20 protein-coding genes are annotated in these 21584 nt (G+C 72.6%); 15 read left to right on the forward strand and 5 right to left on the reverse strand.

All coding sequences use genetic code 11. The features are described from left to right. Positions 1 to 172: 172 nt before the first annotated feature. The 5 genes from ACZ4W5_RS28930 (at position 173) to folE (ending at position 6451) form a co-directional block, all read left to right on the forward strand. Positions 173 to 1357 (forward strand): zinc-dependent metalloprotease, encoded by a 1185-nt coding sequence (locus ACZ4W5_RS28930; RefSeq protein ID WP_465657831.1) that lies wholly within the window; start codon positions 173 to 175, stop codon positions 1355 to 1357. Between the two features lie 347 nt (positions 1358 to 1704). Further along, complete coding sequence (gene tilS / locus ACZ4W5_RS28935) at positions 1705 to 2832, forward strand: tRNA lysidine(34) synthetase TilS (protein WP_360241509.1); 1128 nt, start codon at positions 1705 to 1707, stop codon at positions 2830 to 2832. A gap of 70 nt (positions 2833 to 2902) precedes the next feature. Beyond that, a complete protein-coding gene (gene hpt / locus ACZ4W5_RS28940) occupies positions 2903 to 3457 on the forward strand; it encodes a hypoxanthine phosphoribosyltransferase (RefSeq protein WP_045692298.1) in 555 nt (184 codons plus the stop codon). A 227-nt stretch (positions 3458 to 3684) separates the two neighbouring features. Beyond that, entirely contained in the window at positions 3685 to 5739 is a 2055-nt protein-coding gene (gene ftsH, locus ACZ4W5_RS28945) for an ATP-dependent zinc metalloprotease FtsH (protein ID WP_465657833.1), read from the forward strand. Between the two features lie 106 nt (positions 5740 to 5845). Then, positions 5846 to 6451, forward strand: coding sequence for a GTP cyclohydrolase I FolE (gene folE / locus ACZ4W5_RS28950; protein ID WP_360241502.1), 606 nt, complete (start codon positions 5846 to 5848; stop codon positions 6449 to 6451). Between the two features lie 31 nt (positions 6452 to 6482). Here folE and ACZ4W5_RS28955 read toward each other — a convergent pair whose 3' ends face one another. Together ACZ4W5_RS28955 and ACZ4W5_RS28960 are read right to left on the reverse strand one after the other, a co-directional pair. After that, positions 6483 to 7271, reverse strand: coding sequence for a ferritin-like domain-containing protein (locus ACZ4W5_RS28955; protein WP_465657834.1), 789 nt, complete (start codon positions 7269 to 7271; stop codon positions 6483 to 6485). A gap of 116 nt (positions 7272 to 7387) precedes the next feature. Further along, entirely contained in the window at positions 7388 to 8542 is a 1155-nt protein-coding gene (locus ACZ4W5_RS28960; RefSeq protein WP_360241496.1) for an alpha/beta hydrolase, read from the reverse strand. A gap of 379 nt (positions 8543 to 8921) precedes the next feature. Between ACZ4W5_RS28960 and ACZ4W5_RS28965 the strand changes: the two genes are divergently transcribed. The 7 genes from ACZ4W5_RS28965 (at position 8922) to ACZ4W5_RS28995 (ending at position 15643) form a co-directional block, all read left to right on the forward strand. Then, on the forward strand, positions 8922 to 10763 hold the full coding sequence (locus ACZ4W5_RS28965) for a phosphatidylglycerol lysyltransferase domain-containing protein (protein WP_465657835.1): 1842 nt from the start codon (positions 8922 to 8924) through the stop codon (positions 10761 to 10763). 144 nt (positions 10764 to 10907) lie between these two features. Then, the gene (folP, locus tag ACZ4W5_RS28970) at positions 10908 to 11780 is read left to right on the forward strand and encodes a dihydropteroate synthase (protein ID WP_360241491.1); all 873 of its coding nucleotides are present in this window, start codon (positions 10908 to 10910) and stop codon (positions 11778 to 11780) included. Positions 11781 to 11790: 10 nt separating this feature from the next. Continuing rightward, on the forward strand, positions 11791 to 12288 hold the full coding sequence (locus tag ACZ4W5_RS28975; RefSeq protein ID WP_350509220.1) for a nuclear transport factor 2 family protein: 498 nt from the start codon (positions 11791 to 11793) through the stop codon (positions 12286 to 12288). A gap of 247 nt (positions 12289 to 12535) precedes the next feature. Beyond that, on the forward strand, positions 12536 to 12895 hold the full coding sequence (gene folB / locus ACZ4W5_RS28980) for a dihydroneopterin aldolase (RefSeq protein WP_030288941.1): 360 nt from the start codon (positions 12536 to 12538) through the stop codon (positions 12893 to 12895). A gap of 43 nt (positions 12896 to 12938) precedes the next feature. After that, entirely contained in the window at positions 12939 to 13538 is a 600-nt protein-coding gene (folK, locus tag ACZ4W5_RS28985) for a 2-amino-4-hydroxy-6-hydroxymethyldihydropteridine diphosphokinase (protein WP_465657838.1), read from the forward strand. Between the two features lie 217 nt (positions 13539 to 13755). Continuing rightward, the gene (locus ACZ4W5_RS28990) at positions 13756 to 14244 is read left to right on the forward strand and encodes a DUF3180 domain-containing protein (protein ID WP_360241484.1); all 489 of its coding nucleotides are present in this window, start codon (positions 13756 to 13758) and stop codon (positions 14242 to 14244) included. A 154-nt stretch (positions 14245 to 14398) separates the two neighbouring features. After that, a complete protein-coding gene (locus ACZ4W5_RS28995) occupies positions 14399 to 15643 on the forward strand; it encodes a hypothetical protein (RefSeq protein ID WP_465657840.1) in 1245 nt (414 codons plus the stop codon). A 103-nt stretch (positions 15644 to 15746) separates the two neighbouring features. Here the strand turns inward: ACZ4W5_RS28995 and ACZ4W5_RS29000 are convergent, their stop codons facing one another. Both ACZ4W5_RS29000 and ACZ4W5_RS29005 read right to left on the reverse strand, forming a co-directional pair. After that, positions 15747 to 16322 (reverse strand): TerD family protein, encoded by a 576-nt coding sequence (locus tag ACZ4W5_RS29000; RefSeq protein WP_360241478.1) that lies wholly within the window; start codon positions 16320 to 16322, stop codon positions 15747 to 15749. 146 nt (positions 16323 to 16468) lie between these two features. Then, entirely contained in the window at positions 16469 to 16966 is a 498-nt protein-coding gene (locus ACZ4W5_RS29005; RefSeq protein ID WP_402490950.1) for a hypothetical protein, read from the reverse strand. Positions 16967 to 17068: 102 nt separating this feature from the next. Between ACZ4W5_RS29005 and arfB the strand changes: the two genes are divergently transcribed. Further along, positions 17069 to 17500 carry an alternative ribosome rescue aminoacyl-tRNA hydrolase ArfB gene (gene arfB / locus ACZ4W5_RS29010; RefSeq protein ID WP_360241472.1) on the forward strand — a complete coding sequence of 144 codons (432 nt, stop codon included), beginning with the start codon at positions 17069 to 17071 and terminating at the stop codon, positions 17498 to 17500. Between the two features lie 46 nt (positions 17501 to 17546). Here the strand turns inward: arfB and ACZ4W5_RS29015 are convergent, their stop codons facing one another. Continuing rightward, positions 17547 to 18083 carry a flavin reductase family protein gene (locus ACZ4W5_RS29015; protein ID WP_465657841.1) on the reverse strand — a complete coding sequence of 179 codons (537 nt, stop codon included), beginning with the start codon at positions 18081 to 18083 and terminating at the stop codon, positions 17547 to 17549. A gap of 359 nt (positions 18084 to 18442) precedes the next feature. Here ACZ4W5_RS29015 and ACZ4W5_RS29020 point away from each other — a divergent pair, with 359 nt between their 5' ends. Both ACZ4W5_RS29020 and ACZ4W5_RS29025 read left to right on the forward strand, forming a co-directional pair. Then, positions 18443 to 20236: a GGDEF domain-containing protein gene (locus ACZ4W5_RS29020; protein WP_360241466.1), complete on the forward strand. Its 1794-nt coding sequence runs from the start codon at positions 18443 to 18445 to the stop codon at positions 20234 to 20236. A 198-nt stretch (positions 20237 to 20434) separates the two neighbouring features. After that, complete coding sequence (locus ACZ4W5_RS29025) at positions 20435 to 21424, forward strand: hypothetical protein (RefSeq protein ID WP_402490959.1); 990 nt, start codon at positions 20435 to 20437, stop codon at positions 21422 to 21424. Positions 21425 to 21584: the final 160 nt, after the last annotated feature.

Below are 21584 nucleotides of genomic sequence, written 5' to 3' on the forward strand. Positions count from 1 at the left end.
CGCGTCGACCTCGCCCGAGCCGGTGCCGGCGGCCCACGCCGCGGCCCGGACGGGGCGCGGCGGGCGGGGGGAACGGACCGTCCCCGGCCGCCGCCACGGCCGCCCCGGAGGGGGCGGAGGTGTTCGTGGCGGGTGGCTGCCGTTGACGGTGGGGAGCACGTACGGTGAGGGCATGACGAGCGCGAGCGGCGGGGCTGACATGGTCGACTGGAATCTCGCGGTCGCTACTGCGACCAGGTTGGTGCGGCCGGGGCCGGAGGTGAGCCGGGCCGAGGCGGCGGCGGTCGTCGCCGAGCTGCGCCGGCACGCGCTGGAGGCCGAGGAGCACGTGCGGGCGTTCACCGGGATGCGGTCGAGCAGTCTGGCCGCGGCCGCCGCGACGCCGGTGCTGGTGGTGGACCGCCCGGGCTGGGTCCGGGCGAACGTGGCGGGCTTCCGCACGGTGGTCCAGCCGCTGGTGGAGAAGCTCCAGGCGCGGCGGGCCAACAGTGCGGCGGCGGGCGTCTTCGGGTCGGTGGGGGAGAAGGCCACCGGGATCGAGGTCGGCGCGCTGCTGGCGTTCCTGGCCACCAAGGTGCTGGGCCAGTACGAGACCTTCGCCCCGGCCGAGCCCTCGCTGGAGGCGCCGGACAGCCCGGCGGCGCTGTTCGACAAGCCGCGGCTGGGCCCGGAGGGCGCGGGGCCGGGCCGGCTGCTGCTGGTGGCGCCGAACATCGTGCACGTCGAGCGCGAGCTGGACGTCGACCCGTCCGACTTCCGGCTCTGGGTCTGCCTGCACGAGGAGACCCACCGCACCCAGTTCACCGCGGTGCCGTGGCTGCGCGACCACATCCAGTCCGAGGTGCAGTCCTTCCTGGCCGAGACGGACGTGGACCCGGGCGCGCTGCTGGAGCGGCTGCGCGACGCGGCGGGCTCGCTCGGCGCCGGACTGCCGGGCACCGGCACCCGGGAGGGCCGGGACAGCGCCCCCGGCGGGAACCTGCTGGAGATCGTCCAGTCGCCCGCCCAGCGCGAGATCCTCGGCCGGCTGACGGCGGTGATGTCGCTGCTGGAGGGCCACGCGGACGTGGTGATGGACGGCGTCGGCCCGGCCGTGGTGCCGACGGTGGCGGAGATCCGGGAGAAGTTCCAGCAGCGCCGCGACCGCGGGGCGAACCGGCTGGACCTGATGCTGCGCCGACTGCTGGGCATGGACGCCAAGCTGCGGCAGTACCAGGACGGCGCGGTGTTCGTCCGGGCCGTGGTGGAGCAGGTCGGCATGGAGGGCTTCAACCGGGTGTGGACGTCCCCGAACACCCTGCCGACCAAGGACGAGATCCACGACCCGGCCGCCTGGGTCGCCCGGGTCGGCCGCTGAGGCTCCTGGGAAGAGCCCGGAAGGGCCCGGGGAGGGCCCCGGGAAGGGCTCTGGGGAGGCCCCTGGGGAGGCCCGGATCGGGCATTCCCGGAGTGCCGGGGGACCGCCGGCGGTCGGCGGCGGTCAAACCCGCTCGTACGAGTGGTCCAATCGGGCAGGTGATGGGTGAAGATACGTTTCTCCATTCACCCGTACGTGGGACGGTGGTCGTACTGGTGGCGCGGGTGGCGTAGCGGCCCGCCACTTTCTGCCACCATCTGTGAGCGCCCGGTAACGCGGCGCTATCCAGGTGCGCGGCTCCGGCCGCCCGCCGCAGTCCTGTCCCCTCCGTCGAGGAGTCGTCCGCCGTGGGCCCTCACCCCGCCGTCGCCGCGATACGCCTGGCCGTTCGCCGTACGCTCACCGACCTCGCCGCCGAGGCCGGTACCACCTTCACCGCGCCCGTGCGCGAACCCCGTGAGCGCCCTGCCGGGGCGCCGCTGGTCGGTGCCGCCGTCGGCACCACCCTGATCGGCAACGCCGCCCGCCACCCCTCCGGGCTGCCGCGCACCCCGGCAGCCCCCGGCTCGCCGCTGGTCCTGGTCGCCGTCAGCGGCGGCGCGGACTCGATGGCGCTGGCCATCGCCGCCGCCTTCGAGGCCCCCAAGATCGGCCTGCGGGTCGGCGCCGTCACCGTCGACCACGGCCTCCAGGACGGCTCCGCCGACCGCGCCGCCCAGGTCGCCGAGCGCCTGCGCTCGCTGGGCCTGGACCCGGTCGAGGCCGTCCCGGTGCGGGTCGGCCGGGCCGGCGGCCCCGAGGCCGCCGCCCGGGACGCCCGCTACGCCGCCCTGGACGAGGCCGCCGAGCGCCACGGCGCGATCGCCGTGCTGCTCGGCCACACCCGGGACGACCAGGCCGAGACCGTGCTGCTGGGCCTGGCCCGCGGCTCCGGCTCCCGCTCGCTGGCCGGGATGCCGGCCCAGAAGGGCCGCTACCGCCGCCCGCTGCTGGAGCTGGACCGGGCGGCCACCCGGCAGGCCTGCTCCGCCCAGGCGATCCCGGTCTGGGACGACCCGCACAACTGTGATCCCGCCTACACCCGCTCCCGGGTCCGCCACGAGGTGCTGCCGGTGCTGGAGAAGCACCTGGGCGGCGGCGTGGTCGAGGCGCTGGCCCGCACCGCCCGGCTGTTCCGGGACGACGCCGACGCCCTCGACCAGTGGGCCTCGCTGGCCGAGCGCGACCTCCGTACGGGCGAGGGCACCCTGGACGCCGTGAAACTGGCCGAACTGCCGTCCGCCGTCCGGCGCCGGGTGCTGCGGCGGGCGGCGCTGCGGGCGGGCTGCCCGGCCGGGGACCTCTTCGCCCGGCACCTGGAGACGGTGGACCTGCTGGTCACCGGATGGCGCGGCCAGGGGCCGCTGCACCTACCCGGGGGCGTCGAGGCCACCCGTAGGTGTGGCACGCTGGTCTTTCGGCGGCAGGGCGACTGAGGGCGAGGCACGTCCCGGGGGAGCCGGCCGCCGGCCACACAGACCCCGAACGTTTGAGGACGTATCCCCGGTGGACCAGAACGACATGGGCGCTGACCTCGCGAAGGTGCTCATCAGCAAGGACGAGATCGACGCCAAGCTCCAGGAGCTGGCCGAGCGGATCGACCGGGACTACGCAGGCAAGGACCTGCTGATCGTCGGTGTCCTCAAGGGGGCCGTCATGGTGATGGCCGACCTGGCCCGGGCCCTGCACTCGCAGGTCACGATGGACTGGATGGCCGTCTCCTCCTACGGCATGGGGACCAAGTCCTCCGGTGTGGTGCGCATCCTGAAGGACCTGGACACCGACATCGCCGGTCGGGACGTCCTGATCGTCGAGGACATCATCGACTCCGGTCTGACGCTGTCCTGGCTGCTGGGCAACCTGGGCTCGCGCGGCCCGGCCTCGCTGGAGGTCTGCACCCTGCTGCGCAAGCCGGACGCGGCCAAGGTCGAGATCGACGTGAAGTACGTCGGTTTCGACATCCCCAACGAGTTCGTGGTCGGCTACGGCCTGGACTACGCGGAGAAGCTGCGTAACCTCCCCTTCATCGGGACCCTCGCCCCGCACGTTTACGGCGGCTGAGGGCTCCGTTCGGGCTATGGGCGGGAACAGAGGGTTGTTCCCGCCCGTTGGACCGGGGGACAAAGAAGCTAAGCCGTGTCGCCGTGCTCCCGCCATGGGTGGGTCGGACTGCGGTACGGTCCAATAAACCGCTCTTCACATGAGCATCGATTCGGATTGCGCCGCGGCCCAAAGCCTCCCGGCGCCGCTGAGTGGCAGGAGGGACGGGGCGGCAACGCCCCGCATGGATGGACGTCAAGCGATACTTCCGTGCGCCGATCATGTGGATCGTGCTGGCCGTCCTCGCCGTCATCGTACTGATGCAGGTCGTTTCGGACTCGAACGGCTACAAGACGGTGGACACCGGGCAGGTCGTCGCAGCGATCGATGCGCACAACGTCAAGTCGGCGCAGATCACCACCGGTGACTCGAACACGATCAAGATCCAGTTGAAGGACGGCGCCACGCTGTCCAACGCCGGCACGGGCAAGGTCCCGTCCGGCAACAAGTTCCAGGCCTCGTACATCGGCGACCAGGGTGTCGCCCTGGCCGACAAGCTGCAGGCCCAGATCAACGACAAGGACCCGGGCACCCTCGCCGAGGGCTACACGGTCAGTCCCGAGAAGCAGAGCACCTTCGTCAGCCTGCTGCTGTCGATGCTGCCGATCGTGATCATCGTCCTGGTCTTCCTGTTCCTGATGAACCAGATGCAGGGCGGCGGCTCGCGCGTCATGCAGTTCGGCAAGTCCAAGGCCAAGCTGCTCACCAAGGACACCCCGAAGACCACCTTCGCGGACGTCGCCGGTGCCGACGAGGCGGTCGAGGAGCTCCACGAGATCAAGGAGTTCCTCCAGGAGCCGGCCAAGTTCCAGGCCGTCGGCGCCAAGATCCCCAAGGGTGTGCTGCTCTACGGCCCGCCCGGGACCGGCAAGACCCTGCTGGCGCGTGCCGTCGCGGGCGAGGCCGGGGTGCCGTTCTACTCGATCTCCGGCTCCGACTTCGTCGAGATGTTCGTGGGTGTCGGCGCCAGCCGCGTCCGCGACCTCTTCGAGCAGGCCAAGGCGAACGCCCCGGCGATCATCTTCGTCGACGAGATCGACGCCGTCGGCCGGCACCGCGGTGCGGGCCTCGGCGGTGGCCACGACGAGCGCGAGCAGACCCTCAACCAGCTGCTGGTCGAGATGGACGGCTTCGACGTCAAGGGCGGCGTGATCCTGATCGCGGCGACCAACCGCCCCGACATCCTGGACCCGGCGCTGCTGCGCCCGGGCCGCTTCGACCGCCAGATCGCGGTCGAGCGCCCCGACCTCCAGGGCCGTCTGGACATCCTCAAGGTGCACCAGAAGGGCAAGCCGATCGCGCCCGACGTCGACATGTCGGCCGTCGCCAAGCGCACCCCCGGCTTCACCGGCGCCGACCTCTCGAACGTGCTCAACGAGGCCGCGCTGCTGACCGCCCGCTCGGACAAGAAGCTGATCGACAACGGCATCCTGGACGAGGCGATCGACCGCGTCGTGGCCGGTCCGCAGAAGCGCACGCGGATCATGTCCGACAAGGAGAAGAAGATCACCGCGTACCACGAGGGCGGTCACGCCCTGGTCGCGGCGGCCTGCCAGTACAGCGACCCGGTGCACAAGATCACCATCCTGTCCCGCGGTCGGGCCCTCGGCTACACCATGGTGCTGCCGGAGGAGGACAAGTACTCCACCACCCGCAACGAGATGCTCGACCAGCTGGCCTACATGCTGGGCGGGCGCGCGGCGGAGGAGCTGGTCTTCCACGACCCGACCACCGGCGCCTCGAACGACATCGAGAAGGCCACCGCCACGGCGCGGGCCATGGTCACCCAGTACGGCATGACCGAGCGCCTGGGCGCGATCAAGTTCGGCAACGACAACTCGGAGCCCTTCCTGGGCCGCGAGATGGGCCACCAGCGCGACTACTCGGAAGAGGTCGCCGGGCTGGTCGACGAAGAGGTCAAGAAGCTCATCGAGAGCGCGCACAACGAGGCCTGGGAGATCCTGGTCGAGAACCGTGACGTGCTCGACAACCTGGTCCTGGAGCTCCTGGAGAAGGAGACCCTGAACAAGGAGCAGATCGCCGAGATCTTCGCCCCGATCGTCAAGCGCCCGGCCCGGCCGGCCTGGACGGGCTCCGCCCGTCGCACGCCGTCCACCCGGCCGCCGGTGCAGTCGCCGAAGGAGCTGGCGCTCACCAACGGCGCCGCCGCCTCCGACACCGCTCCGGTCGACATCGTGAAGCTCCCGCCGCTGCCGGCGGCCGAGCCGCCGACCGAGGGCTGAGCCGGACTCCGGTCGGAATGGATGCCGCGTCACCAGGGTTTGTACCCTGGAGGCGCGGCATCCGTGCTGTTCAGCCACAGTCTTCCCACGAGTAAGCGAGGCCCGCATGATCGACCCGGTGACGCTCGACGGTCCGCCCGCCGTCGGTGTTTTCGACCAGAAGCGGGCCGAGAACGCGATCCGCGAGCTGCTGCTCGCCGTGGGGGAGGACCCCGACCGCGAGGGCCTGCTGGAGACTCCGGCCCGGGTCGCGCGGGCCTACAAGGAGATATTCGCGGGCCTGTGGCAGGAGCCCGAGGACGTCCTGACCACCACCTTCGACCTCGGCCACGACGAGATGGTGCTGGTCAAGGACATCGAGCTGACCTCGGTCTGCGAGCACCACCTGGTGCCGTTCCGCGGCGTCGCGCACGTCGGGTACATCCCGTCCGCCAGCGGCAAGATCACCGGGCTGTCCAAGCTGGCCCGGCTGGTCGACGTCTACGCCCGCCGGCCCCAGGTGCAGGAGCGGCTGACCAGCCAGGTGGCCGACGCGCTGATGCGGATCCTGGAGCCGCGCGGGGCGATCGTGGTGGTCGAGTGCGAGCACATGTGCATGTCGATGCGCGGGATCCGCAAGCCCGGCGCCAAGACCATCACCTCCTGCGTGCGCGGCCAGCTGCGCGACCCGGCCACCCGGGCCGAGGCGATGAGCCTCATCATCGGCCGCTAGCCGGCGAAGGGCTCCGGCTCAGGGCTCAGACTCAGGGCACCTCGTGCTCCGCGTGCGGCGGAGCCGGGGTGCCCAGTGCGTTGCGGCGCTCCGGCATCCGCAGCGTGACCATCCGGCGCCAGCCGAAGGCCCGGTCGTACAGGTAGAGGGCGTGCACCCCGAGGGTGACCACGGCCAGCTGCCAGCGGGGCCAGCGCAGGATCCGCGCCATCCGGGCGGTGACGGCGAGGCCGACGTCCCGGTGGGTGCGGATCTCGCCGCGGGCGCAGGTCTCCAGGGTGTGCCGGACGTACGGCCCGTGGCCCTCGGCGACCAGCCGCAGCAGCTCCTCGTGGCAGTAGGCGAGGTGGTCGTCCTCGTCGGCGGAGATCATCCGCATCGCCCGGCCGAGCTCGGGGTTGTCCCCGTACACCTTGACCAGCTGGCGCATCTGCTCGGAGGCGCGCTGCTCGGTGACCCGGCTGTGCGCGAGGTAGGTGATGATCTCGCGCTCGGTCAGCGGGGTGTCGCCGCGCAGCCGCTCGTGGGACAGGCCGACGCCCTGGCACTCCAGCAGCATGCAGTAGTCGGCCTCGTCCGGGACGGGCACCTTGGGCAGTCCGCGCTTGTTCAGCAGCTGGGTGAAGATCCGGCCGTGCTTGCGCTCGTCGGCGCCGTGCCGGGCGATCTTCGGGGCGAGCACCGGGTCCGGGGTGAGGGCGGTGATCCGCTCGTTCTCCCAGCCGCCCTGGTCCTCGCCGCCGGCCGCGATGCTGCAGAACAGCTGGTAGGCCTGGTCGTTCCGGTAGATCTCGTTGAAGAGCGATCTGGTGCTCAGCACGGCGCCTCCTGCGCGGATCCGGGGCGGCGCCCGCCGGTGGTCGGGCGGGCGGCCGCGATACGTCCCCCCGGACCGCCGGCCGGACGGCCCGACCGGCGGGTAATCACCCGCACGCCTCAGCCCAGGTGGGAGCCCAGCCACTCCAGCGAGGCGGGCAGCTCCCTCGTCCAGCTGTCGAAGTTGTGGCCGCCGTCGTCCAGGTACAGCGACTCCACCTTGAACTGCGGATTGGCCGCCGCGACCTGGGTGGCCTGGTCGACGAACTGGACGGTCTGCGGGTAGTCCGACTCCTTTCGGGTGGAGACCACCAGCAGGTTGAGCGGCGGGGCCGGGAGGTTCTGCAGCCGCCAGCCGAGGTCGTGCTGCTGGGTCAGGGCCTTGTCGCCGTTGAAGAGGTCGCCGCCGGTGTACTGGTCCTGGCGCACCGAGAAGTCGCCGTGCAGGCCCGCGGCGCTGCCGTAGACGTTCGGGAAGCGCATCGACAGCCGCATCGCGCAGCTGCCGCCGGTGGAGTAGCCGAACAGGCCCCAGGAGGCGGCGGAGCGCCCGAGCCGGTAGGCGCTCTGCAGGGCCCCGGGCACGTCCTTGACGAACCAGGTCTCGCTGCGCGGTCCGCCGGGGACGTCCACGCACTCGGTGTCCCGGGCCGGGACCACCGACGGGCGGGCCAGCACCAGCACGGTCGGCGGCATCTTGCCGGAGCGCTGCAGCTCCACCGCGGACTGCACCAGCGGCAGCTCCTTGAGCAGGTTCAGGGTGGTGCCCGGGAAGCCGGACAGGGCCAGCAGGACGGGGAAGCGGACCAGGGCGAACTTCGGGTCGAAGTACTCGGGCGGCAGGTAGACGAACATCTGGTCGGAGAAACCGGTCTCCTTGCCGTTGACCCGGACCGACTCGATCTTCCCGACCTCCTCCGGCGGGCCCTTGGGGAGGTTGGGGGCGCTCTCCATGCCGCCCTCGTTGGTCGGCTGGACCAGCTGGTCGGAGACCGGGGTGCCGCCCTTGTGGTTCTCGTTGCTGGTCAGCGCGAGCTTGGCGCCGCCGGGGTTCAGCAGGTCGTCCCAGGAGGTGTAGAAGCCGAAGGAGTTGTTCACCGACAGCGCCAGCACCGCCAGGATCGAGACCTGAACGACGGTCAGCAGCCCGATCCTGCCGAGCACCGGGAGCGGGCGCTGCCGGGCCAGCCGGGGCCAGATCCACAAGGTGGTGACCAGGGCCGCGGCCCCGAGTGCGAGCAGCGCGTTCACCAGCACGTCGCTGGTCAGTTCCATGCCGTCGGCCTTCCGGTGGGACACTGTCGATGCAGGCTTCATCGTCTGGCGGGCCGTCAGGCCGGGCCACCGCAGCTAGGCTGTCCGGACGTCCCGGCGCGGTCGGGAGGGTGGGGGGAGGTCCGGGGCAACCGGCGCCCTAGAATGCGGCGTCCACCGTACGTACGAGGTACCGGACGGTCGTGCCCCGCCACGCGGCGGCGGACCCACGGCTCCCACCCCCGGCTCAACCCGCAGCGCGCCCACGGCACCGGATTACCGTCCGTTTCCGGATCCTTGGTATGCGCATTGCCCGATGAAGGAATACGCATGAAGGTCCATCACACGTGCTCCCCCGGAGTGGACGGACACCGCACCGCAGCCTCTACGCTGAGCTTCCATGAGCGTTCCCGTGTCCGTTGAGCCGAGCCCCGAGCAGCCGCCGCGCCGTCCGCGCGGCCTGCAGACGCTGCGCAACCAGGCTGCTGCCGTCCCGAGGGCCTGGCTCCCCGGTGCCGTCGGCTACGCCTGTCTGCTGATCGGGCTGGTGGACATCGCCAGCGCGGTGTTCCCCAAGCTCCGGCACACCAAGATGCACACCTTCGCCGGGCAGCTGCCGGGCGGCACCACCAGCCTGGCCGCGGTCGGCACGCTGATGGTCGGCATCCTGCTGGTGCCGTTGGCGCACGCGCTGCGCCGGCGCAAGCGGCGGGCCTGGCGGGCGGTCTGCGTGCTGCTGCCGGTCAGCGCCGCGCTGCACATCGTGCGCTGGCACCAGATCGGCCCGGCGGTCGTCTCGCTGCTGGTCCTCGCCGTGATGCTGGTGCACCAGCGCGAGTTCTACGCCAAGGCCGACCCGCGCACCCGCTGGGGCGCGGTGGTCAACCTGGTCGTCATGGGCGTCCTCAGCGTGCTGCTCGGCCTGCTGATCGTGAGCACCCGCACCAAGTACGAGGTCGGGCACCCGGCCCTGGTGGAACGGCTGCAGCACGTCGGGTACGGGCTGTTCGGCTTCGAGGGCCCGGTCCGCTACAACAACGAGCGGATGTCCGACCTGGTCGCCTACCTGCTCGGCGGACTCGGCCTGCTGACCGCCTTCACCACCGCCTACCTGGCGCTGCGCCCGGGCAAGCCCAAGCCGGAGCTCACCGCCGAGGACGAGGAGAAGGTCCGCGAGCTGCTCAAGCGGCACGGCGAGCGCGACTCGCTCGGCTACTTCGCGCTGCGTCGCGACAAGAGCGTGCTGTTCTCGCCCACCGGCAAGGCCGCGATCTCCTACCGGGTGGTCTCCGGCGTGATGCTCGCCTCCGGCGACCCGGTCGGTGACGTCGAGGCCTGGCCGGGCGCGATCAAGGTGTTCATGGCCGAGGCCCGCGAGCACGCCTGGGTGCCGGCCGTGATGGGCTGCAGCGAGGTCGGCGGCGAGGTCTGGACCCGCGAGGCGGGCCTGGACGCGCTGGAGCTGGGCGACGAGGCGATCGTCGACACCGCCACCTTCTCGCTCTCCGGCCGGGCCATGCGCAACGTCCGCCAGATGGTCAAGCGGATCGAGCGCAACGGCTACTCCTGCAAGGTGCGCAGGGTCTCCGACCTGACCGTCGAGGAGAAGTACCGGATCGCCGACGCCGCCGCCCGCTGGCGCGGCACCGACACCGAGCGCGGCTTCTCGATGGCCCTGGGCCGCTTCGGCGACCCGCTGGACGACGACTGCGTGGTGGTCACCGCCCACAAGGCCCCCGAGGAGGGCGAGAGCGGCGACGACCTCAAGGCCGTGCTGCACTTCGTGCCCTGGGGGCCGGACGGCATCTCGCTGGAGCTGATGCGCCGCGACCGCGCCGCCGACCCGGGCCTGAACGAACTGCTGATCGTCGCCGCCCTCCAGGAGGTGGGCGCCCTGGGCATCCGCCGGGTGTCGCTCAACTTCGCGATGTTCCGCTCCGCGCTCGCCCGCGGCGAGCGGATCGGCGCCGGCCCGGTGCTGCGCGCCTGGCGCGGACTGCTGGTGTTCCTGTCGCGCTGGTTCCAGATCGAGTCGCTGTACAAGTTCAACGCCAAGTTCCAGCCCGAGTGGGAGCCGCGCTTCCTGGTCTTCCCGAACACCCGGGACCTGCCGCGGATCGGCTTCGCCGCGATGCAGGCGGAGGCCTTCATCACCCTCGGGATGCCGCGCTTCGGCCGCAAGCGCCAGCGCGAGGGCCTGATGCCCGTTCCGTCGACCCGCGAGGTCGGCGAGGCGGCCTGAGGCAGCTCGCACCCTTCGGGGCCCCCGCCGGGAATCGCCGGCGGGGGCCCCGTTCGATAATGGGCACATGAGCGAGCGCAGCGAGCGAGTCATCGGAAGGCGCGCGTGGGCGAATGCCCTCGCCGAGCGGAGCGAGGCGGGCGCATGAGCGATTCGCCGTCCTTCTCGTTGCCGGCCGGACTGCCGCGGCTCGACCGCTGCGCCGTGATGGGCGTGGTCAACGTCACGCCCGACTCCTTCTCGGACGGCGGGCTCTGGTTCGACGCCGCCAAGGCGATCGCGCACGGGCTGGCCCTGCGGGCCCGCGGCGCGGACCTGGTGGACGTCGGCGGCGAGTCCACCCGGCCCGGCACCCAGCGGGTGCCCGAGGACGAGGAGCTGCGCCGGGTGCTGCCGGTGGTGCGCGAGCTGGCCGCCGCCGGGGTGGTGGTGTCGGTCGACACCATGCGGGCCTCGGTCGCCGAGCGGGCCGTGGAGGCCGGCGCCGCGATCGTCAACGACGTCTCCGGCGGGCTCGCCGACCCGGCGATGGCCCGGGTGGTCGCCGAGACCGGCGCGCCCTTCGTGGTCATGCACTGGCGCGGGCAGTCCGCCGACATGGACCGGCTGGCCGTCTACCAGGACGTCGTGCGGGACGTGGTCGAGGAACTGACCGGGCGGATGGACGCGCTGCTGGCCGCCGGGGTCAAGGAGGACCAGCTGATCCTCGACCCGGGGCTGGGCTTCGCCAAGACCACCGAGCACAACTGGGCGCTGCTCGGGAGGCTGGACGCCCTGACCGCGCTCGGCCGTCCCGTCCTCGTCGCGGCTTCACGCAAGCGGTTCCTGGGTACGCTGCTCGCCGACCCGGAAACCGGGGAACTGCGCCCGGCCCGCCAGCGGGACGACGCGACCGCCGCGGTGTCGGTGCTGTCGGCCCAGGCCGGGGCCTGGGCGGTCCGGGTGCACGACGTGTCCGGTACGGCGGACGCCGTCCGCGTGGTCGCGGCCTGGCAGCGCGCGGCGCGGCTGGGGTGAGGGAGGGTCTGTGACAGGTGACGGCAGGTTGAGCGGCGGGACGGCCGGGAAGGCCCGGGAGGTGGACCTGGAGGCGGTGCTCGCGGCGAACCGGGCGTTCTACGAGGCGCTGGAGCGGGGGGACGTCGAGGCGGTCGAGGAGGCCTGGCTGGGGCCCGAGCACGCCGACGACAAGGGCGGCGTGGTCTGCGTCCACCCCGGCTGGCCGGTGCTGCGCGGGCGGGCGCAGGTGACCCGCTCGTACATGCTGATCATGATGAACACGGAGTACATCCAGTTCTTCCTGACCGATGTCGAGGCCGAGGTGCACGGGGATGTGGCCCTTGTCACGTGCACCGAGAACATCCTCTCCGGCGGTGAGGCCGAGGAGGAGGGGGAACTCGGACCGCTGGTCGGCGGAAAGGTCGTGTCGAGCAATCTGTTCCGTCGTACCCCGGCCGGGTGGAAGCTCTGGTCGCACCACGGTTCACCCGTTCTGACCAGCGGTGACGAGGACGACGAGGACTGATTCCGGGGGGTGCGGGAATTCGGCGCCGGGCGGTCGCCGGGGAATTTCCGGGTGGTCACCGAACGTTCACGTCAATCGCCATTTCGGCGCGCGTGGCGACGGTTCGTGCCGGGTAGGACGGTCAGGCGTTGTCCGCGCTCGCGGGTAGATTCGAAACGGAGTGGCGGGCGTGATGCCCGTCTTCGCCCTGCCCTTCCATGCCTTCCTCCGGGCGGGGCCCGTCCGACTGGGAGCAGTGATTCGTTTGCTGGACCGCGTCACCCTGCGGGGGCTGCGAGCCCGGGGCCACCACGGCGTCTTCGAGCGCGAGCGCGTCGAGGGCCAGACCTTCGTGGTCGATCTCGTGCTGTACCTGGACACCCGCCCCGCCGCGTCCGGAGACGACCTCACCCGCACGGCGCACTACGGCATCGTGGCCGAGGAGGTCACCGCGATCATCGCCGGTGAACCCGTCGACCTGATCGAGACCCTGGCGCAGCGGATCGCCGACCAGTGCCTCAAGCACGACGCGGTCGAGGAGGTCGAGGTCACCGTGCACAAGCCGGACGCCCCGATCACCGTGCCGTTCGACGACGTGACCGTGACCATCCACCGGGGCCGCGCATGACCCCCACCGCGCGCCTGGTTTCCGATGCAGAGGGATTTCTTCGATGAACAGCAGTGACCCGACCGCCGAGCCGAACGCGTTCGACCTGGAGAGCCGGGTGGACTCCGCCGACACCACGCTGCACAGCCAGCTGTGTGCGGTGATCGCGCTCGGCAGCAACCTGGGCAACCGGCTGGACACCCTCCAGGGTGCCGTCGACGCGCTCGCGGACACCCCCGGGCTGAGGATCAAGGCCGTTTCGGCGATCTACGAGACCGAGGCCGTCGGCGGCCCGGAGGAACAGCCCAACTACTACAACGCGGTCGTGGTGCTGCGCACCTCGCTGCCGCCGCGGGACCTGCTGGAGCGCGGCAACGCGATCGAGGACGCCTTCGGACGGGTCCGGGAGGTCCGCTGGGGGCCCCGCACCCTGGACGTCGACATCCTGGCCTACGAGGGCGTGGTCAGCGAGGACCCGCAGCTGCTGCTGCCGCACCCGCGCTCGCACGAGCGGGCCTTCGTGCTCGCCCCCTGGCTGGACGCCCAGCCCGAGGCCGAGGTGCCGGGGCACGGGCAGGTCGGTGCGCTGCTGGAGGCGCTGGGCGGCCCGGACGCGCAGGGCGTGAAGCGCCGCGACGACATCCGGCTGACGCTGCCGGAGTAGCACCGAGCAGGACCCGGCCCCCGCGGCCGGGTCGGCCGGGGCCGCCGGATCGGTCGGGGCCGACGGATCGGTCGGATCGGCCGGGAACTCGGCGACCGGGCCCGGCCGTACGAGTAGATGTCCGTCCGTCCGGTCCCGGTACGGTGGCCTGACGCCGCCGCACCGGGCCACCGGGCGGGCGGTCGGCTCCGCCAACCCCGGGAAGGACCACCTCCGAGTGAAGCTGCTTCGCCTCCGTCTGCTGATCGGCATCACCGCCGCGACGACGGCGCTGTCCTGGGCCGGCTCCAAGCTGTGGGCGTCCCTGGACACGCTGCCGGCCGTGCCGGCGGCGGCCCCGGCGGTGCTGGCGGCGGTGGCGGTGATCCTGCTGGCGACCGCGCTCTCGCTGCGGTCCCGGTTGAAGGCGGTGCGCGAGCGGCAGCCCGGTGCGAAGGGGGTCGACCCGCTGCTGGCGGCCCGGGCGGTGGTGCTCGGCCAGGCCAGCGCGCTGGTCTCCGCGGTGGTCACCGGCATCTACGCCGGGGCCGGGATCTACCTGCTCGGTGAACTGGACGTGTCGGCGCGCAAGGACCAGGCGGTGACCGCCGGGCTCGCGGTGCTGGCGGGCGCCGCGGTGATCGCGGCGGCGCTCTGGCTGCAGCACGTGTGCAAGCTGCCGGAGGACCACGACGACCCGGCCGGTCCGGCGGCCTCGCACCGCTGACGGATCGGCCGGATCCGGTCGGACGGCGCTGAGCAGGCCTTTTTTCGTGATCTTGAGTGAAAAGCCGGGCACGTGCGGTAAAAAATGCCCACTGTCAAGGGCGGAAGGGGACCCTGGGCTGACACGGCCCCAATTCGCACGCTAGTTTCTTGGCATGTCTCGCGGACGCCACCGTCATTCCTCCGTCCTCGGCCGGGTCTTTCCCCCCACCGCCGCCGGCGTACTGCTGGTCGCCGCACTGGCCGCTCTGGTCTTCAGTCAGGACACCGTCCTGGTGCGCTCGGTGGGTGTCGCCGCACTGATCGCCACGCTCGGCTTCGCGGTGCTGCTGCGTCAGCGCGACAAGGCGGCCCGGGCGGCCGCCGAGATGTCCGCGGCGCAGCGCCTGCGGGCCGAGGAGCGCTTCGAGGAGCAGCTCGCCGAGGCCGAGTACGCGGCCGAGGTCGCCGAGGAGCGGGCCACCCGCTTCGGTCGGCGGCTGACGGCGGAGAAGTCGCGGCTGGCGAAGGCCGAGACCGAGATCGCCCGGCTGCTCCGGGAGCGGGCCGTGGCGGTTGCCGAGCAGGCGCTCAAGGAGGCCGAGGCGGCCCAGCGGGCGCTCGCCGCGAGCCGCCCCAAGTACCCGGCCAGCCCGGCCGCGTTCGTGCGCGCCGCGTCCGTGCTGCGGCTGCTGGAGCGGCGCGCCGCCGAGCAGGAGGCCAAGCGGGAGCGCACGGCGGGCGCGGAGGTCGCGCTGCGGGCGCGGACGGCCCCGGCCGCTCCGGCTGCGCCGTCCTCTCAGGCCGCTCAGACTTCTCAGGCCCAGCCGGCCGCTCCGGCCCAGCAGTCCGCTCTGGCCCGTCCGGCCGTGGCGGCCGCTCCGGTGCCGGGTGCGGTGTCGGTGCCCGCCCCGGTGGCGCCCTCTGTGCCGACCCCGGCGCAGGCGCCGGCCGGGCGGACCCCGGTGCAGCCCACTCCGCTGCGCCCGGCGTTGACCGCGACGGTCGGTCAGCTGGGCGGCGGGGCGCCGGGTGCCCCGGCCGTGGTGCCGGCGCCGGCGGAGCGGCAGCGGCCGCGTCCGGCGCAGTCCGGCCAGGCGCGCGGGCAGGGGTTCAGCTTCTTCGGCCGCGGCCAGGGCACGGCGGTCCGGGCGGCCGTTCCGGCGCCGGCGGTGGGCAGCGTCGCCGAGCTGGGGGAGCGGATGGACCTGGCGGACGTGGTGGGCGACGAGGCGGTCGCCGCGAAGGCGAAGGCCGAGGCCCAGGAGGCCCAGGCGGCCGCGGCGGAGGTGGCGGCCGAGCACCCGGAGCAGCCGGTGCGCGCCGGGGACGCCGAGCCGGACGGGGCGACCGTGGTGGACCTGACGCCCGAGGACGAGACCGAGCTGATCGAGCTCCCGGAGCTGCGCGCCTCGCGCTGAGCGGCCCGCCGTCGCCCGAGGGCACCGTCGCCCGAGGGCACCGACGCCGAGGGGCGGGAAGTCGACCGACTTCCCGCCCCTCGGCGTTGCCGTTCCTGCTGCGTCAGATCTGGACGCCGAAGTCCTGGGCGATGCCGGCCAGGCCGGAGGCGTAGCCCTGGCCGACCGCGCGGAACTTCCACTCGCCGTTGTTGCGGTAGAGCTCGCCGAAGATCATCGCGGTCTCGGTGGCGGCGTCCTCGGAGAGGTCGTACCGGGCGATCTCGGCGCCGCCGGCCGCGTTCACCACGCGGATGTAGGCGTTCCGGACCTGGCCGAAGTTCTGGCCGCGGGCGGTGCCGTCGTAGATGGTGACCGGGAAGGTGATCTTGACGGCCTCGGCGGGCAGCCCGGCCAGGTTGACGTTGATCGACTCGTCGTCGCCCGCGCCCTCGCCGGTCCGGTTGTCACCGGTGTGCACGACGGTGTTGTCCGGCGTGCTGGTGTTGTTGAAGAAGACGAAGTGCGCGTTGGACAGCACCTTGCCGTCCGCGTTCAGGACGATCGCGCTGGCGTCGAGGTCGAATTCGGCGCCGGTGGTGGTGCGGGTGTCCCAGCCCAGGCCGATGCTGACCGCGGACAGGCCGGGGGCCTCCTTGGTCAGCGAGACGTTGCCACCCTTGGAGAGGCTCACTGGCATGGCGATTGCAGTCCCTTCGTTCGCTTTTCCCGGGACAACGCGGTACTCGGGCACCTTGGTTCCGGGGAACCAGTGAATTCTTCGTGGGGTGTCAATGCCGGGCAAAGGGTGGGCAAAGCCTTGGCAGGGTCGGTCCGGTCCGGGCGTCAGACCCGGGGGAACCGGCCCTGCAGCGTCCAGATGTTCGGGTTGTCGGCCAGGTCGGGGTGCATGTCGAAGAGGTCGGCGAGGGTGTCCTGGAGGAAGTCGCGGGCCTCGCGCCGCAGCTCGCTGTGCCGGACCACGGCCGCGGGCTCGTCCCGCAGCCAGGTCGCGGTGATCTCGACCCAGTTGAACCGGCGGGCGAAGCGCAGCAGCTCGGTGTTCTGGGTGAAGTCGAGGTCGGCGGTCTGCACCCGGGCGGCCCGGGAGCCGTCCGGGTCGCGGTCGAGCTCCTCGACGATGTCGCACAGCGCCCAGGCGAAGTCCAGCACCGGGACCCAGCCCCAGCGGGTGGAGAGTTCGGCGCCCTCGGCGTCCAGGTAGACGTCGCCGCAGAACAGGTCGTACCGCAGCGCGCGCACGGGGGCGGTGCGGTAGTCGGTCTGCGGGGGGTCGGGGAAGCGGTTGGAGAGGGAGTAGCCGAGCTCGATCACACAGGCCATTGTCGGGGGTGCGGGCGGGTGCGGGTGACCGCCCCGGGGGGCGAGCGGGCGAGTCACTGATAACCGGGTGACCTCGCGGGGGTCGCGCGGGATGATGGGCGCATGTCCGAGCCCATCCGCGTACGGGGGTCGGTGGTCGTCCCCGACGCCGAGCTCGTCTGGCGCTTCTCGCGTTCCTCCGGCCCCGGTGGCCAGCACGTCAACACCTCCGACTCCAAGGCGGAGCTGCGCTTCGACCTGGTCGCCTCGAAGGCGCTGCCCGAGGTGTGGCGCACGCGTGCCCTGGAGCGGCTGGCGCACCGTCTGGTGGACGGCCGGGTGCTGGTGATCCAGGCCTCGGAGTTCCGCTCGCAGTGGCGCAACCGGGAGGCGGCCGCGGTGCGGCTGGGGGTGGTGCTGAGCGAGGCGTGCGCGCCGCCGCCGAAGGCCCGCCGGGCGACCAGGCCCAGCCGGGGGATGGTGGAGCGGCGGCTGGAGAACAAGCGGCACCGTTCCGAGCTCAAGCAGGGTCGGCGCTCGCCGCGCGGCGAGTAGTGGCGAGGGGTACGGCCGGCCGGGTGGTGCCGCCCGCCGAACCGTTTCAGCCCAGCGTGCGGTAGCCGCCGCGGAAGTAGAGCAGCGGGCGGCCGCCGGGGTTGGGGACCACGGCTTCCAGTACGCGGCCGATCAGCAGGACGTGGTCGCCCGCGGGTATCCGCTGTTCGGTGCGGCACTCGACGGTGGCCAGCGCGCCCTCGATCAGCGGGGCCCCGGTGCGGGCGCCGCGGTGGTGCGGGGTCTCCGCGAACAGCAGCCGGTCGCTGAGCCGGCCCTTCATGGCGAAGCGGGAGCCGAGCGCCTTCTGTCCCTCGCTGAGCACCGAGACCGCCCAGGTGTCGTTCCGGGAGAGCACCTCGTCCATCCGGGAGTCCTCGCGGACCGAGACCAGCACCAGCGGCGGGTCCAGGGACACCGAGAGGAAGGACGTGGCGGTCATGCCGGCGTCCTCGCCGTCCTCCTCGTCGTGGACGGTCACCAGGCTCACACCGGCGGTGAGCTGGGAGAGGGCTGCCCGGAACTCGTCGGGCGTGGCGTGGGGGGCAGCTTCGGGCTGCGGGGACGGATACACGTACCGCACGGTAGTCGTCGCTCCCGGGTGACGGCATCGGGCCGTGGTCGTAGGACCTCGGCCGGGGCGCGCGCTCCGCTGCGGGCCGGGGTCACTCCCAGGGGTGAAGCGCGGGTACCGCCGGGCGCAGTCCGCTTCAGCCCGGGGCCGATGCGGTCGACCACCAGAAATGTTCCGATAGCGGTTTATGTCCTGCTATGGGGCGGATGAACTGATTAAGGGTGCATTAGTGTCGTGTGATTTAAGTCACAAGTGGTGGCCTATTGCTGACCGAGCGTGCCGAACGCTGTGCTCCCTGTGATTCAGTTCTTCTGGCAATCGGACGATAACCAATCAAGAACTATCCGAAGCAGCCGGGGAGCCCCCGCATGGAAGCCGAGTCGGAGCCGTACGTCCGTCTCGCGACCCTCCGCACCTTGCACCGGGTCGTGGCGGACCTCAACGCTGCCCGCAGCCTGGCGGGCACGCTGCAGGCCGTCGTCGAGGGCGCGGTGCACGGACTCGGCTTCGACGCCGCCGCGGTCAGCCTGGTCCGGCCGGACGGCGACCTGGTGGTGGCGGCCGTCTGGGAACTGGAGGAGAGCCCGATGGGCGGGCCCTCGGTGCTGCTGGGCCAGGTCGGCTCGCGGGAGTCCTGGGACCGGCTGCTCGGGGTCAGCGACCACTGGGGCACCCTGCGCTTCCTGCCGTACGACCGCGGCTGGGCCGTCGCCAGCGACATCCCGCGCTGGATCGGGGACGGCCCGCTGCCCGTCTACGCCAACGACTGGCACCCCGCCGACGGGCTGCTCGCCCCGATGTACAGCGCGGGCGGGGACCTGCTCGGCGTGCTCTCGGTGGACCGCCCGCGCAGCGGCAAGCGGCCCGGGGCGTGGACCCGCGAGGCCCTGGAGATGTTCTCGCTGCAGGCCTCCATCGCGATCGGCAACGCCCGGCTGCGGGCCGAGATGCAGCGCGCGCTGGCCCGGCTGGAGAAGGAGCAGCAGGCCCTGCGGGCCAGCGAGGAGAGCTTCCGGCAGGCCTTCGAGTACGCGCCCAGCGGGATGGCCATCACCGAACTCCACGGCGCCGGGCGCGGCCAGCTGACCAGGGTCAACGACGCGCTCTGTCGACTGCTCGGCCGCCCCCGCGCGGTGCTGCGCCAGCAGAGCTTCGCCGACCTCGTGCACCCCGAGGACCGGGCCCTGTTGGAACGCACCAGCGCCGAGAGCGGCCGGGCGGAACTGAGGCTGTCCCGGCGGGACGGCGGCTACCAGTGGGTCTGCCTGCGCAACTCGATCGTGGCGGACGCGGCCGAGGGCCCGAGTTTCCTGCTCACCCACGTCGAGGACATCGAGGACCGCAAGCGCCACGAACTCCAACTCGCCCACCGGGCCAGCCACGACGCGCTCACCGGCCTGCCCAACGGCGCCGAGCTCAAGGCCCGGCTGGCCCGCCGGCTCTGCGCCGAGCCGCAGCCGGTCGGCGCCGCCCCCGCGCTGACCGCCGAGGTCGGCTACCCGCAGCCGTACGCCTACCCGGCCGACAGCTACAGCGCGCACGCGGCGTACGAGGGACTGGAAGGCGTGGACCCGTACCCGGGGCCGGTGCACGGGTACGGCGCGCTGGAGGGCGGGCCGCCGCCCGGGCTCGGCGCGGGGTACGGGGAGCACGTGCACGCCGTGGTGCCGGCCGAGTACGGGCCCGGCGGCGAGGCCTGGTCCGTGCCGTTCCGCTCCGGCCCGGCCGCGCCGGTCGAGAAGGGGCTCGCGGTGCTCTTCTGCGACCTGGACGGCTTCAAGTCGATCAACGACCGGTTCGGCCACAACGCGGGCGACTCGGTGCTGGTCGAGGTCGCCCGGCGGCTGAGCGCGGCGGTCCGGGACGGCGACACGGTGGCCCGGCTGGGCGGCGACGAGTTCGTGGTGCTGGCCGACGGCATCGGCCGCGAGGAGGCCAAGGACCTGGCCCACCGGCTGCGCAACGCGATCATCCCGCCGATGCGGATCGACGGCCGGGCGATGCGGGTCGGGGTGAGCCTCGGGGTGGGCTGGGCCGGCTGCGGGATGAGCATTGAGGAGGTGCTGCACACCGCGGACGAGCGGATGTACGACGAGAAGCGGGCCCGGGGCGGGGCGGTGCGGGGCGCGCGCGGTGAGCGCTCGCACCGGCGCGCGGGCTGAGGACGGGGCTCGCGGCGGCCGTTCCGGGGCCGGCGGGAGGGGGCGGGCGCCGGGCGCCCGGGAACGCGCAGGTTACCCACGGGTTGTCAAGGGTTCTTTTCCTGCTGTCACGTACGGCAGGTAGGGTGCCCGGTACGACAGCGTCCATGATCTGCGCCGCCCGCGCGCGGCGCACACCGGATGGGGGAGCAGACCACCGTGACGACCGCCGGCGACAACGGATTGCCCGAGGGCCAGGGGGGCGGTGCCCCGCAGGACGACGACCCGTTCGGCTACCTCTACCGCCCGGCCGACGGCTCCACCGGACAGCCGGCCGAGCCGCAGCAGGGGGTTCCCCGGACGCCGTACAGCCGCCCGATGGAGGTCGGCCGGGCGCAGTACGGTGCGCCGCGCGCCCAGCAGCCGCCGTACGGCCAGCCCGGTCCGGCGCAGCCGCCCTACGGCCAGCCGGGCATGCCCCCGCAGGGCCAGTACGGCCAGCCCGGTGTGCCGCCGCAGGCCGAGTACGGCGCGCCCGCCCAGCAGGCCCGCTACGCCGAGCACTCCCGGCCGCAGCCGGGGGACGAGCGGCCGAGCAGCGGTCGGAGCAAGGGCGCCGTGATCGGCGCGGTCGCCGTGGTCGCGGCGATCGCGATCGGTGCCGGGATCGCGCTCTCCACCGGTGACCCGGACGCTGACAAGACCGCCAAGGGCGGCACCACCAGCGCCGCCCCGCCGGCGCCCAGCGGCGTCGCGACGCCGAGCGGGGGGACCGGCTCGGCCTCGCCCTCGGCGAGCGCCACGGTCTCGGCCGGCCCGGCGACCGTGGACGCCGGCCAGTTGCAGGGGCAGAACGCGCCGTCCGGAAACACCGTCAAGGGTGCCAAGTCCGCGGACGGCAGCTACCTGACGCTCCAGCAGGGCGGTTCGGTCACCTGGAACGGCCAGATCGCCGCGGCCGGCACGTACAAGCTCACCGTGCACTACAACAACGCCGGCGGGGACGTGAAGGGCGCGGCCTCGGTCAACGGCAAGGACTGGCCGAACGGGCTGACGTACCGGAACTACTCGCCCGGCAAGGACCCGGCGTCGTCCTGGTACACCACCTGGATACTGCCGCAGTTCCAGGCGGGGGCGAACTCGGTCAGCTTCACGGTGCCCTCCGGGCCGATCCTGATCGACCAGATCACCGTCGAGCCGAGCAGCTGAGGCCCGGCCGAGAACGCGGACGGCCGCCCTTTCCCACCGGGGGGGAGGGCGGCCGTCGCCGTTGTTCAGGCCGACCTGACGGTGGGGAAGCGGTCGCCGCCGACGGCCCAGCGGCCGCGGCGCATCACGGCGACCAGGTCGTAGCTGTCGGAGTCGAGCA

It is taken from the genome of Kitasatospora sp. NPDC029367, assembly GCF_055569135.1.

Bases quoted from the DNA above. Each gene is read 5' to 3' on its own strand.
- ACZ4W5_RS28960 (WP_360241496.1), bottom strand. From the start codon at position 8,542: ATGGAACTGACCAGCGACGTGCTGGTGAACGCGCTGCTCGCACTCGGG.
- ACZ4W5_RS28965 (WP_465657835.1), top strand. From the start codon at position 8,922: ATGAGCGTTCCCGTGTCCGTTGAGCCGAGCCCCGAGCAGCCGCCGCGC.
- folE (WP_360241502.1), top strand. From the start codon at position 5,846: ATGATCGACCCGGTGACGCTCGACGGTCCGCCCGCCGTCGGTGTTTTC.
- ACZ4W5_RS29020 (WP_360241466.1), top strand. From the start codon at position 18,443: ATGGAAGCCGAGTCGGAGCCGTACGTCCGTCTCGCGACCCTCCGCACC.
- ACZ4W5_RS29005 (WP_402490950.1), bottom strand. From the start codon at position 16,966: ATGGCCTGTGTGATCGAGCTCGGCTACTCCCTCTCCAACCGCTTCCCC.
- folP (WP_360241491.1), top strand. From the start codon at position 10,908: ATGAGCGATTCGCCGTCCTTCTCGTTGCCGGCCGGACTGCCGCGGCTC.
- ACZ4W5_RS28930 (WP_465657831.1), top strand. From the start codon at position 173: ATGACGAGCGCGAGCGGCGGGGCTGACATGGTCGACTGGAATCTCGCG.
- folK (WP_465657838.1), top strand. From the start codon at position 12,939: ATGAACAGCAGTGACCCGACCGCCGAGCCGAACGCGTTCGACCTGGAG.
- ACZ4W5_RS29000 (WP_360241478.1), bottom strand. From the start codon at position 16,322: ATGCCAGTGAGCCTCTCCAAGGGTGGCAACGTCTCGCTGACCAAGGAG.
- arfB (WP_360241472.1), top strand. From the start codon at position 17,069: ATGTCCGAGCCCATCCGCGTACGGGGGTCGGTGGTCGTCCCCGACGCC.
- ftsH (WP_465657833.1), top strand. From the start codon at position 3,685: ATGGACGTCAAGCGATACTTCCGTGCGCCGATCATGTGGATCGTGCTG.
- ACZ4W5_RS28995 (WP_465657840.1), top strand. From the start codon at position 14,399: ATGTCTCGCGGACGCCACCGTCATTCCTCCGTCCTCGGCCGGGTCTTT.